Origin of the sequence: Aequorivita nionensis (assembly GCF_046352995.1) — a bacterium.
Classification (GTDB): domain Bacteria; phylum Bacteroidota; class Bacteroidia; order Flavobacteriales; family Flavobacteriaceae; genus Aequorivita; species Aequorivita nionensis.
Genome location: NZ_CP130281.1, coordinates 1,205,542 through 1,218,069, shown reverse-complemented (window position 1 = coordinate 1,218,069; position 12,528 = coordinate 1,205,542). Strand labels below are relative to the sequence as shown.

Sequence of the window (12,528 nt, the reverse complement as noted above, 5' to 3'; positions counted from 1 at the left end):
AAATATTATAAACAAAAGCAAATCTAATAAAATTTTCCTAAAGTGGTTGCTATTGATACGTAAATAAAGGATTTACTTGTCAATAACACCTAATTTTTTTCCAATCTTAATAAAGGCTTTTATCGCTTTGTCCAAATGCTCCTTATTATGTGCTGCTGAAAGCTGCACACGTATTCTGGCTTTTCCTTTTGGCACTACGGGAAAGAAGAATCCAATTACATATATTCCTTCTTCCAATAACATATCAGCCATTTGTTGGGAAAGTTTGGCATCGTACAACATTACAGGCACAATTGCAGAATCACCATCAATGATATCAAAACCTGCTTCTTTCATCCCTTTTTTGAAATATGCTGTATTTTCTGCAAGCTTATCTCTTAATGAGGTGTCTCCAGAAAGCATTTCGAATACCTTAATAGATGCACCAACAATTGCAGGTGCCAAAGAGTTTGAAAATAAATAAGGCCGCGAGCGTTGGCGAAGCATTTCGATCACCTCTTTATTACCAGTAGTATAGCCTCCCATGGCGCCGCCAAGTGCTTTTCCCAGGGTGCCTGTTATAATATCTACACGACCCATTACTCCCTTTTCTTCCAAAGTACCACGACCCGTATCACCAATAAAACCCGTGGCGTGACATTCATCTATCATTACCAGTGCATCATATTTATCTGCTAAGTCGCATATTTTATCGAGAGGCGCTACCAATCCGTCCATTGAAAATACACCATCAGTTACAATGATTTTGAATCGCGCGCCTTTTTCATTAGCGGTGATAAGTTGCTTTTCCAAATCTTCCATATTGCTATTTTCATAGCGATAGCGTGCCGCTTTACACAAACGAACTCCGTCTATGATGGAAGCGTGGTTCAATGAATCTGAAATAATCGCGTCTTCTTCGCCCAAAAGGGGTTCAAAAACTCCGCCGTTGGCATCAAAGCAGGCAGCGTAAAGTATTGTATCTTCAGTTCCATAGAAATCGGCAATTTTCTTTTCCAATTCTTTGTGGATATCCTGCGTTCCGCAGATAAAACGAACGGACGACATCCCAAAACCGTGGGTATCCATCGCATCTTTCGCGGCTTGGATTACCTCTTTGTTAGCCGACAATCCCAAATAGTTATTCGCACAAAAGTTTAAAACCTTTTCTCCAGTAGATATAGTGATTTCCGCATCCTGGGGAGAAGTAATGATCCGCTCTTTTTTATAAAGCCCATTGTCTTTAATTTCTTCTAGTTCCTTCTGTAAGTGTTCCTTTATTTTGCCGTACATAATTGTGCTTTATTTTAAACTTCAAAATTAAACTTTATTTATCACTATTTCATCCTCATTGCTATAGATAAGCATTTTTTCCGAAACTATAAAACCCATATCCTGCAACGCATTTACATAATCAATTAATTGGTCGTTGTGGTAAATTTTGGGGCTACCCGTTTTATAATCAATTATGGTTGAGACGTTTTCAGAATTAATATTTATTCTATCAGGCCTCAAAACCAAACCGTCCTTCGTGATTATGCTTCGTTCATTATAAACTTTATCAGTTCCATCAAACAACTTTTTTAAATCGGGATGTTGCACGATTTGATGAATGGTATTCGTCAAAATATCAAATTCCTCTTTCGGAACAATCGCCCGCTCTTCCAATTCCATCAAAACACGTTCTGCATCGGCTTCCGAATAAATCTTGGCCATAGTGTCGTGAAGCAGATTTCCAGCGGTAATGGCCGCAACGGTTTCCGTCTCCAGAAACATTTCTTCGGAAGCAACTATTTTCAAACCGTGTGTTTTGGGATTGCTGGAAAGATATTTCGGCTCCATTTGCGAAACGACGTGTTTTTCCTTTGAAATTTTTTCTGAATTTTTTCCAAACTCATAAACCATTTGATCGCCGTTCCACATATTTTTTTGCTTCAAAAACTCTATAAAAAGATGGTTGTATGTTGAGGGAATTCCATCTTTTGGTTCGGTGGGCATTTCTGCAAAAACAAACAGTTTTTCAACTGCGCGGGTTAATGTAACATACAACAAGTTAATGGTGTCCAATTCCAACTGGCTTCGATGCTCGTTGTACATTTGTTCACCAATTTCGCCATAATTTGCAACTTCAGATTTGTAATTTATTTGTGCTTCCTTAAAACTGAAATCCTCGTTTTCTAGCGGATACCAAAGCTTGTCATATTTTCCGTCGTACAATTGCATATCTGCAAACGGAAAAATAACTACCGGAAATTCCAGTCCTTTTGCTTTGTGAATGGTCATCAACTGCACGGCATTGGTGCCTTCGCTGGCGGGAATGGACGCGCTTTCCCTTTTTGTTTCCCAATGGTCCAAAAACGAAATTTTATCGGCCTGTGGCTGCTGTTCAAATTCATAAACCAAATCCATAAAACCGAAAAGATATGCGTCCGCAACTTCAGCGATTTTGAATTTTTCAATACAATATTCAAAAGCTTCATAAAGCGAAACCGTGCGCATTTCCGCAAAGGAAAAATCAACGCCGTATTCCCTTAAATTTTCTGAAAACCTTTCTTCTGAAATATTTAAAAATTTGGTGAAAAAAGTATGTTTTTCTTCAGAAATATTAAGCTGATCGTACAACAAATCCAACAATTGTATTTTGGCTTCGTCGTTGTTTGGGTACAGACAAACTTGCAAAGAAAATACGAGAATTTGAACCAAATTTGAAGATTGCAAAAGTAAGGTTTCCGAAGAAATTACAGGAACACCCTGTTCCATCAAAAAGGCGCCAAGAGCAATTCCATCCGCCTTTTTTCGGGTTAAAATACAAATATCACTTTCTGAAAAACCCTTGTTTTTTACATCGCGAATAGTCTCTAAAACCAAATTTGAATAGGTTTCCTCTTTTTCGGCTTTGTTCTGCTTTTCAATGAATTCAAATTTCACATAGCCGCCTTCCTTTGCATTCAACTTTTGTTTGTTCCCGTCCTCATATAGTTTTCCGTGATCTACGTTTGCAAAATAAGATGAAATCTTTGTGAAAAATTCATTGTTGAATTTTACAATTTCTGCACAACTTCGAAAGTTGGTATCTAAAGGAAATACCTCCTTTTCGCGTTGGAATGGATTGTAATTTCCGTACAAATCCATAAACTGTTCGGGCAGACCGCCACGCCAACGATAGATGGATTGTTTGGCATCGCCCACCAACAAAAGGCTGCCAGAGGTTGGCTCCAATTGTTGCGAAAGTGCATTATCAATAAGCGGAATTAAGTTTTCCCACTGCAATTTTGATGTATCCTGAAATTCATCAATAAAAAAGTGGCGGTATTTTTCGCCCAAACGCTCGTAAATAAAAGGTGCAGGCTGGTTTTTAATTTCCTTGTTTATAAGCGAATTGAATTCAGAAATGGGCAGAATGTTCTTTTCTTCCTTTATGGTTTCAATTTCGTGGTTTACTAGATTTATTACTGAAAGTGGGGTGATGTTTTTCAGCATATTTTCAACTAAAAGCAATTGAAAGACAAATGCTTTAGTTTGTTGGAAATTCGCAATAAAATTAGGGGTCAATTCATCAATAATTCCACCAATGGCTGCGGAAACCCTTCCTGGATACAAAGGCTTTTCGCCCATGGTTTCCTGCCATTTTGCGCCAAAATTCAAATCATATCTTCCAATGGAAAGATTTTGAAAATGTTTCGGAAGATAACTACCGCTAAAATCGTCAAACTGTAAACCACTTTCATCAATAAGCTGAAGTGTTTCCGAAGCAATAGTTTCAATTGCTTCAGAAAGTTTTTTCTTTTTAAGAATCAATTGTTTTTTGAATTCCAGAAAATCTTCCAAAGATTTTTGCTTCAAAATTGAAACGTGCCCTGATTCGTTTTCATCGTAAAGCAATTTTGCGGCATTGGCAATGTCACGGGAAATATCCCACGATTTGTCGTCGTCTGTTTTTTCCAAAGCAAAATCGAGCAGTACTTTTGTAATTTCCTTGTTCTCGCCTGCCTTGCTCAATAATAAATCTACAGCTTCTGCCAAAAGTTCGTTGGTTTCCAACGTAATTTCAAAATTGGTCGCCAATTTTAAATCGCGTGCAAAAGTCCGTATTAAACGATGGTTGAACCTATCTATGGTTTCTACACTGAAAGCTGCGTAATTATGAAGTAGGTTTTTTAAGATTTTTTTTGATTGGGCCTGAATTTCAACCAAACTTTTTCCCGTTTCTTCTGAAATTTTCAGCATCATCGGCAGTGGTTCCACAACGCTTTTTTCTTCACTGAAGTTTACCAAAGTTTCCACAATACGCTGTTTCATTTCAGCCACTGCTTTATTGGTAAAGGTAATTGCCAAAAGATGTTTAAAGTAATCTTCGCTTTTTGAAGAAAGTATCTGTTTCAAATATTCTTTTACGAGCGTAAAAGTTTTTCCACTTCCGGCAGCGGCATCATAAATTGAAAAAGAGGATTGATTTTCCAAGAAGTATTCTTTTTGCACTAAAATACTGCTTTTATGGCTTTGGAATCAAAATAATCTATGATTGAATAGAAATCTTATAAAATCTATAACACTTTAAAGAGGTTAGAATGTCTAAATTTGAGTGAATTTAGTAATAACCAATAAAAAACGATATAATTATGTCATTCGAATTACCAAAATTACCCTATGCTTTTGACGCATTGGAACCGAACATCGATGCAAAAACGATGGAAATACACCACGACAAGCACCACCAAGGTTATACCAACAATCTGAATGATGCCATTAAAGGCACCGACATGGAAGGTAAAACCATTGAAAATATTCTGACCAATCTTGATATGGAAAATAAAGCCGTCCGCAATAATGGTGGCGGATTTTATAACCACAGCCTTTTTTGGAAAGTAATGTCTCCAAATGGCGGCGGAAAACCTTCGGGCGAACTTGCAGAGGCTATTAATAGTGCCTTTGGAAGTTTTGAGGATTTTAAAGAAAAATTTTCCACCGCTGCTAAAACGCAGTTTGGCTCTGGTTGGGCTTGGCTTTGCGTACACAAAGGTGGAAAAGTTGAAGTTTGTGCCACGCCAAACCAAGATAATCCATTGATGCCAAAAGTTGGTTGCGGTGGAACTCCAATTTTAGGATTGGATGTTTGGGAGCATGCATATTATTTGAAATATCAAAACAAACGCCCCGATTATGTTGGTGCATTTTGGAATGTAATTAACTGGGAAGAAGTTTCTGCTAATTACGCAAAGAACAAATAAGGTTTAAATCAGATAACTGAAATTATGAATCCGCAGGTATAACTATGCCTGCGGATTTTTTATGCAAAAAAATCAAGTGGGAGAGAGAAAAACGAAAGGAAAAACTACTCGCAATAAAATTCAGAAAAGAAAATTTATAATCTCGAAGGCTTTCCACGCCATTCAGATTTGGGCATAAATAAAGGTAAACTAGCGTTCGGAGAAAAGGAAAACGGCTCGCAATAAATTCAGAATGAAAGAATCAGAATGTTGAACTGCTCGCCACCCCATTCGGATTTGGGCATAAAAAAAGGTAAACTAGTGTTCGGAGAAAAGGAAAACGGCTCGCAATAAAATTCAGAACGGAAAAAGAAGAATACTGAATGGCTCGCCACCCCGTTCAGATTTGGGCATAAAAAAAGGTAAACTAGCGTTTACCTTTTTTTGCCCCAAATCTACCATGAACTTAACCTACTTATGCTAATGGTATGTTCAAATATATGGCAATAAAACATTCAAAATTATGGTTTTAGATGAATTACCTGTTTTTTCGTTAAAAAGCCGATTTTGTAATTTTTCATTCAATAAATCAATGATGAAACTTTAATTTTAACACTTTAGACTAGACATTGATTGTTAGTTTAATCTTTTAAGATAGAGATAGTATTATTTTAAAAAAAATCCCAAAAGAAAAATTTGGAATGAAACTGAACCCAAATTTGAATAATAAAAAAGACAGACTTTTCTCAAGAAAATTGAAAAACAGCAAACAGGTTATTACAGGATCAAGCAATAAAATTCTCGGAAGGCTCGCCACCCCAAATTTGGGGCATGAAAAAAGGCAGGCTTTCGCAATGGGAAAAACAAAACGGCTCGCAATAAAATTCTAAATAGATTATAGATGTTCCCAAGGCTCGCCACCCCAAATTTGGGGCATGAAAAAAGGCAGGCTTTCGCCTACCTTTTTTGCCCCAAATCTTACCATAGACCTAACCTACTTACGCCTTATGGTAAGCTCAAATATAATTTAAGTTTATACACTAATATAGTGTTAATCAACAATTTCGATTAAGTGGATTGGGTTTCCGATAAACGGTAAATGCTCTGTTAAAATTTAAGAATATTAATAGGCGCGTTCAGGGTTTCCTTCATAAAAGTTGATGTAGGCTCGGTTCACAACCCTGTTTCCGCCTGCGGTTGGGTAGTTTCCGGTGAAATACCAATCGCCAAGATTTTTAGGACAAGCCTTATGAAGATCATCTACAGATTGAAAGATGAGTTTCACTTTAGCTTGTATATTTTCGTCGCTAATTATTTCAGCAATTTTATCTGAAATCTCTTCGTCTGTAAATGGAGCGTACAATTTTTTTACGTGATTGATTACAGAAGTATCTTCCATTGCAACTTGCTCTTTACATTTATGGTAGATCTCTTCAACAATTCCATAGGTTCCGCGATCTTTATGAAGTTCCAAAGCTGCTTGAAAAGCCACTAAATGCTCTAAACGCGCCATATCTATTCCATAACAATCTGGGTAACGAATTTGAGGGGCTGAAGAAACCACAACAATCTGTTTTGGATGAAGCCTATCCAGCATTTTTAAAATGCTCTTTTTCAAAGTAGTTCCGCGAACGATGCTATCGTCAATAATAACCAAATTGTCATCTGGTTTTACAACGCCGTATGTAACATCATAAACGTGTGCTACCAGATCATCTCGACTACTATCGTCTGTAATAAACGTTCTAAGTTTTACGTCTTTTATTGCAATTTTCTCTGTGCGGATTTTATGCGCTTGTATTTGCTGAAGTCTTTCGGGAGTCAAGCTTTCCTTTTCTTTCAGGATTGCCTCATTTTTCTGTTTGTTGAGCTCGTCCTGAGCCGCTTCCAACATTCCATAGAAAGAAGTTTCGGCAGTATTCGGTATAAAAGAGAAAACTGAATTTTCCGTATCAAAATCGATTGCCTTTAAAATTTTCGGCATTATCAATTTTCCGAGCATTTTTCGCTCTTGATAGATTTCCGCATCACTTCCGCGGGAAAAATAGATACGTTCAAAAGAACAGGATCTGCGTTCCAAAGGCGCAAGTATTTCGGAAAGTTTCATGCTTCCGTCTTTCTTTATAATAAGGGCATGTCCAGGATCTAATTCTTTCACTTCCTCAAAAGGAACGTTGAAAACGGTTTGGATTGCAGGTCTTTCCGAAGCAACCACAATCACCTCATCATCTTGGTAATAATATGCAGGGCGAATTCCTGCCGGATCTCGCAACACAAATGAGTCTCCGTGGCCCAAAAGACCTGCCATCGCGTAGCCTCCATCCCAGTTTGAAGCAGACTTTCTAAGGATTTTAGCCACATTTAAATTTTCAGCAATATATGGTGAAGCTTCCTGTTTGTTCAGTCCTTTTGCTTTTGCTTTTTTGTAAAGTTTCCGAACGGCATCATCCAAAAAGTGGCCTATTTTTTCCATTACAGTAACGGTATCGGCCTTTTCTTTAGGGTGCATTCCGAGTTTTATGAGGTTGTCAAAAAGCTCGTTGGTATTGGTCATATTGAAATTCCCCGCAATTATAAGATTACGGTGCATCCAATTGTTTTGACGAAGGAAGGGATGGACGTTTTCAACGCTATTTATTCCGAAAGTACCGTAGCGAACGTGCCCAAGAAATAATTCACCTATATATGGAATGTTTTTTTTCTGTGCTGCAACGTCATCTTTATATTCTGGATGCTCAGAAAACTCAAGATTTATACGCTCATTAATCTGAGCAAAAATATCCTGAATGGGTTGCGCTGCGTTGGAGCGAACACGACTTATATAGCGTTCTCCGGGATTTACGTCCAATTTAATGCTGGCAAAGCCTGCACCGTCCTGTCCACGGTTGTGCTGTTTCTCCATCATTAAATACATTTTGTTTACACCGTAAAAAGCGGTTCCGTATTTTTCCTTGTAATATTCCAAGGGCTTCAACAGTCTTACCAGTGCAATTCCACATTCGTGTTTTAACGCGTCGCTCATATTTTTTCTGAAACTATATAAATGTACAAAAAACGCCCTGAAATTTCAGGGCGCGTATTTAGGTTAATTTGATGTCAAATTGTGTCAAGCTTTTAAATTGCTGTAAGCGCTGATGCACTTCGCTATTTGAAAGTTTGAGTAATCTTTCGGGGCCAAATTTTTCTACGCAAAATGAAGCCAGAGCCGAACCATTTATAATGGCATTCTTCATATTATTATAACTGTAATCTCCCGTTTTTGCCAGATAGCCGGTAAACCCTCCTGCAAAAGTATCGCCAGCTCCAGTTGGATCAAAAACTTCTTCCAGCGGAAGTGCGGGTGCAAAGAAAACGTCATCATCACTAAAAAGCAACGCACCGTGCTCTCCTTTCTTTATAACTACATATTCTGGACCCATTTCCATAATTTTATGAGCAGCTTTTACTAATGAATATTCGCCAGAAAGCTGTCTTGCTTCTTCGTCATTTATTGTGATTACATCAACTTTAGCAATCACGCTCATTAACTCTTCCAAAGCACTGTCCATCCAAAAATTCATAGTATCCAAAACAATCAATTTTGGCGAATCCATCTGTTCAATTACGCTGAGTTGGACGAGCGGATGTAGATTTCCTAACATAACCACTTCGGCATCGCGATAATTTTCGGGAACTATCGGATTGAAATCTGCAAGCACGTTCAAATCGGTTATCAAAGTGTCGCGGGTATTCATATCGTTATGATATTTTCCACTCCAAAAGAAGGTTTTTCCATCTTCAACCACTTCAAGACCTGAAATGTCCATTCCTTTTTCTTCAAGCATTTTAAGATCTTCCTTCGGAAAATCACCACCAACAATTGAAACTATAGCGCCATCCACATTAAATTGTGAAGCTGCCAAACCAATGAAGGTTGCGGCACCACCAAGAATTTTATCGGTTTTTCCGAAAGGAGTTTCAATAGCATCAAAGGCAACTGTGCCAACAATTACGAGTTTGCTCATAAAGGGGTTTTGAAATAGAGGTGCAAAGATACTGTTTTGGGTTTGGATATGCCAAAAAATAAAACCTTTCAATTTTTAGGCTGAAAGGTTTTAAATTGTTGAAATATTAAAATTTTCTATTCTTGTTATTTTTGGATTGTAATTGCATAATCCTCATAAATGAAATTGGTCGCTTCTACTTCTTGTTCATTAACAAAAAAAGTAAAATTTCTATTATAAGGGTTTATGGTCTGTACATCGTGAATGCGAAGTGTATCTATATCTTCATTTGCATAGCGCAATAACCAATATTTGTCTTTTTCAAATGGTACAGGGCCATTTATATCAACTCCTTCTGCGCCTGAAGCAAAAGAAATAGGTATGAAAGCAGAAGGGCAATTGGGGGCTTCACAGGGGCCGCCAAATAAAACTTTATCACTTTCCTGCGTTACTTCAGTAAAAATAATTCCCATTTTATACCAATCATAGTTTCCCATTAAATTTCCGTTTATTATAGTTAAAGGTAATGAAGATATTTCAACCTCCCCATTTTCATACACGCTTCCATCTGCCCTTAATAACTCGAAATTAAGTTTATAGGTTTTTGGATATCCTTCGGAAGGATTATTAGCTTTTTCGCAACTAATTGACGTTAGCCCAATTACTAAAATTAAAATATATGATTTCATAATTTTATTTATTTAATGATTAATTTTTTCACTACTGTATTAGTATCCGTTGTCAACTGCATAAAATATATACCAGATTGATAATTTTCCAAATTTTTCCCATAAAAGGGGTCTTTCAGGTATGCATCCTCTATAGGTGCAGTACCACAGCCAAATTCATCTCCTTCTTGGGCAGGTAAGGAAAAACTAACTAAAAAAAAGAAAAAAACAGGTATCGTTTTAGGATGCTGGGGGGGGGGTAAAAATACATTTCATAACTTTGAAATTTTAAAATGGTTAGACTTTTCGGGGAGTTATGATTTTTTAAATATAAAAAATGATTCTTTAATAACCTAATTGTTTTCGATAAAATGCATATTGTATAACTGGCATTTTAGTATAATTCTACAAGTAATTAAAAAAATTGTAAATTCCGAAACTTTTAATTCCCTTTGAATGAAAAACTTATATTTTTCGATTATTGCCCTTTTTTTTCTTTACCAAACTTATTCGCAAGAAGGTGTTCCTTTTAAGGAGAATAAACAATTGTATGTTAGCGGAAATTCCATCCTTATTGGGAATAACATTTTGGGGGATCACCCTACCGAACCACTTATGGACATTGGCATTCCCAACGATGTTGTGAAAATGAAATATATAGATGTGGATACAGATGGAACAACTTTCAGTTCCAGTGAGGCCACAATAAAAAATATTATTGGAAAACCAAAAATTGCCCATGCAGCGCTTTATTGGTGCGGATTGTACCCTTCTGAGAAAGGAGCGTTGCGAAAAACTGGCAACAAAATGGTCCATATAGGGCGTGGTGATAGAGAAGGGCAAGTAAATTCAATATTGTTTAAAACACCCAATGGAACTTATGAATCCTTGAGCGGCAAGGTAATTTTCGACAGCTACGGAACTGAGGTTTTCACGACAAATTCCCCCTATGTTTGCTATGCCGATGTTACATCAAAACTTCAAAATCTCGCAAGCATTAACGGCACTTATACCATTGCAAACATAAAGGCAACCGAAGGTGAAATTTCTGGCGGTGGCTCAGCTGGCTGGCTTTTATATATTGTTTATGAAGATGCTTCGGAAAGTCCGAAATATTTCACAACCTATGATGGATTGGTTGAAGTAAATAAAGAAGCCATAGATATAAATTTCAAGGATTTTAAAAGTAAGGAAGAAGGTATAGTTAAAACTACAATTGCACTCGGAGCTATGGAAGGTGACCGCAAAATAAAAACAGATGAGCTTTTGATATTCGATAAAAAATCTGGAGATTATAAACCTTTAAGCAATAAAGTAAGGGAGGAAAAAAACTTTTTCAACAGTTCCATTACAATGGGTGATGAATTTTTCACAGATAGAAACCCAAACAGCGCCAACACATTGGGTTTTGATTTATTGAAAATGGAAATCCCTAATCCAGATAATGAGCTTATGGACAACGCCACAACGCAAGCCAATCTTAGGTTTCAAGCAAAAGCAGATCGTTTTTACTTGTTTTTTGTAGCATTTGAAACTGAAATTAACAAAGATTTTTTGGAGGAAAAATCAAAAGCGATAGAAGATACAGTTATCAGCGCTCCTGAAATTACTGTAATTTCAGAGCCTATTGAGGAAGAAGAACAAAAGGCAATTGTTTCAAATGAAAAAACAGAAACTAAGCCTCTTCAAAAAGAAACTTCAGAAAATAAATTCCCTAAAGAAAAAGTAGTTCCAAAAAAACCTATTGTACTTTCAGAAGAAGATAAAATAAAAAAAGAGGTTCGGGTTCAATCTATGTCGGTTCCAGGTTTGGAGGCGGGATATTATCTTGTTACCAATGTTTTTTCTGTCCCCGGAAATGCTACGAAGTGGTCGCAATTTTTAACTGAAAAAAGCTACAGCCCACAAACTTTTGTCAACCCCCGAAACAACTGGAATTATGTATATGTTTCCAAAAACAATGCTTTGAAACCGGTTTATGAAAAATGGAAACTGTATAAGGGCTTTGAGTATTTTAAAGAAATCTGGATTATGAAAATTAATCTTTAGTGTTTACTTTCGACCAAAATCCGCAGGAATTTCACCCCAGGCTTTTGTTTCCCACTTTGCGATTTTTGTTTCGTATTTATTAGTCTTTAGCCAGTTCTCGGCGCGAGCAACCAATTCAAAAAGCGTTTTATTCTTTGCAGATTGTTTCAACTTTGTATTGCACTTTTTCTTTTTCACCCAACCCATTGCAATTCGTGAATCACTGTAAATAATGCGGTCGCTATTGTTTTTTTTCAGAAATGCCAAGCCGTGTACAAGCGCCAAAAACTCCCCAATATTATTTGTTCCCTGCTGAAAAGGGCCTTGATGAAAAAGTTGCTTATGCGTTTGTGTATCAACCCCGCGATATTCCATTTTTCCGGGGTTGCCGCTGGAAGCTGCATCAACAGCAATGGAATACAGATTTGGTTCGCCAATTTTTTGAAGTTGTTCTTTGGAAAGTTCTTTTTTTACAGTTTTCCCTTTATAATCTGCATATTCTTTATTGTAAGCTTTTTTAGCCTCATCAAAAGTTTCGAAGCTTTTATACTGTGCGCCTTTTACGCCATCTATAGAACGTTTGCATTCCTTCCAACTGTCAAAAATTCCAGCAGGATTTCCGAACCACACTACATAAAATTTCTGCTTTTTACTCGCCATAAC

The 12,528-nt window shown here is 37.0% G+C and carries 10 protein-coding genes; 3 read left to right on the top strand and 7 right to left on the bottom strand.

The annotated features are described in order from the left end of the window. Positions 1-72: 72 nt before the first annotated feature. Positions 73-1,272: a glycine C-acetyltransferase gene (gene kbl, locus Q2U82_RS05485; protein ID WP_410006694.1), complete on the bottom strand. Its 1,200-nt coding sequence runs from the start codon at positions 1,270-1,272 to the stop codon at positions 73-75. Between the two features lie 27 nt (positions 1,273-1,299). Beyond that, entirely contained in the window at positions 1,300-4,458 is a 3,159-nt protein-coding gene (locus Q2U82_RS05480; RefSeq protein ID WP_410006693.1) for a UvrD-helicase domain-containing protein, read from the bottom strand. A gap of 140 nt (positions 4,459-4,598) precedes the next feature. On the opposite strand from Q2U82_RS05480, the gene Q2U82_RS05475 reads away from it, so the two are divergent. Next, on the top strand, positions 4,599-5,207 hold the full coding sequence (locus Q2U82_RS05475) for a superoxide dismutase (protein WP_410006692.1): 609 nt from the start codon (positions 4,599-4,601) through the stop codon (positions 5,205-5,207). 680 nt (positions 5,208-5,887) lie between these two features. Next, positions 5,888-6,076, top strand: a complete 189-nt coding sequence (locus tag Q2U82_RS05470) for a hypothetical protein (RefSeq protein WP_410006691.1) — start codon at positions 5,888-5,890, stop codon at positions 6,074-6,076. Positions 6,077-6,309: 233 nt separating this feature from the next. On the opposite strand, the gene Q2U82_RS05465 is transcribed toward Q2U82_RS05470, so the two are convergent. From Q2U82_RS05465 to Q2U82_RS05450, 4 genes are all read right to left on the bottom strand, one after another. Further along, the gene (locus tag Q2U82_RS05465; RefSeq protein WP_410006690.1) at positions 6,310-8,208 is read right to left on the bottom strand and encodes an amidophosphoribosyltransferase; all 1,899 of its coding nucleotides are present in this window, start codon (positions 8,206-8,208) and stop codon (positions 6,310-6,312) included. A gap of 58 nt (positions 8,209-8,266) precedes the next feature. After that, positions 8,267-9,190, bottom strand: coding sequence for a PfkB family carbohydrate kinase (locus Q2U82_RS05460; protein ID WP_410006689.1), 924 nt, complete (start codon positions 9,188-9,190; stop codon positions 8,267-8,269). Between the two features lie 125 nt (positions 9,191-9,315). Further along, complete coding sequence (locus Q2U82_RS05455) at positions 9,316-9,858, bottom strand: hypothetical protein (protein ID WP_410006688.1); 543 nt, start codon at positions 9,856-9,858, stop codon at positions 9,316-9,318. An 8-nt stretch (positions 9,859-9,866) separates the two neighbouring features. Further along, positions 9,867-9,950, bottom strand: a complete 84-nt coding sequence (locus Q2U82_RS05450) for a T9SS type A sorting domain-containing protein (RefSeq protein ID WP_410007134.1) — start codon at positions 9,948-9,950, stop codon at positions 9,867-9,869. Between the two features lie 343 nt (positions 9,951-10,293). Here Q2U82_RS05450 and Q2U82_RS05445 point away from each other — a divergent pair, with 343 nt between their 5' ends. Continuing rightward, positions 10,294-11,886 (top strand): hypothetical protein, encoded by a 1,593-nt coding sequence (locus Q2U82_RS05445; protein ID WP_410006687.1) that lies wholly within the window; start codon positions 10,294-10,296, stop codon positions 11,884-11,886. Between the two features lie 3 nt (positions 11,887-11,889). Here the strand turns inward: Q2U82_RS05445 and Q2U82_RS05440 are convergent, their stop codons facing one another. Continuing rightward, positions 11,890-12,525, bottom strand: coding sequence for a viroplasmin family protein (locus Q2U82_RS05440; RefSeq protein WP_410007133.1), 636 nt, complete (start codon positions 12,523-12,525; stop codon positions 11,890-11,892). Between the last annotated feature and the right edge of the window lie 3 nt (positions 12,526-12,528).

Coding starts and splice junctions, on each gene's coding strand:
- Q2U82_RS05455 (WP_410006688.1), bottom strand. CDS start 9,858: ATGAAATCATATATTTTAATTTTAGTAATTGGGCTAACGTCAATTAGT.
- Q2U82_RS05460 (WP_410006689.1), bottom strand. CDS start 9,190: ATGAGCAAACTCGTAATTGTTGGCACAGTTGCCTTTGATGCTATTGAA.
- Q2U82_RS05440 (WP_410007133.1), bottom strand. CDS start 12,525: ATGGCGAGTAAAAAGCAGAAATTTTATGTAGTGTGGTTCGGAAATCCT.
- Q2U82_RS05465 (WP_410006690.1), bottom strand. CDS start 8,208: ATGAGCGACGCGTTAAAACACGAATGTGGAATTGCACTGGTAAGACTG.
- Q2U82_RS05470 (WP_410006691.1), top strand. CDS start 5,888: ATGAAACTGAACCCAAATTTGAATAATAAAAAAGACAGACTTTTCTCA.
- kbl (WP_410006694.1), bottom strand. CDS start 1,272: ATGTACGGCAAAATAAAGGAACACTTACAGAAGGAACTAGAAGAAATT.
- Q2U82_RS05475 (WP_410006692.1), top strand. CDS start 4,599: ATGTCATTCGAATTACCAAAATTACCCTATGCTTTTGACGCATTGGAA.
- Q2U82_RS05445 (WP_410006687.1), top strand. CDS start 10,294: ATGAAAAACTTATATTTTTCGATTATTGCCCTTTTTTTTCTTTACCAA.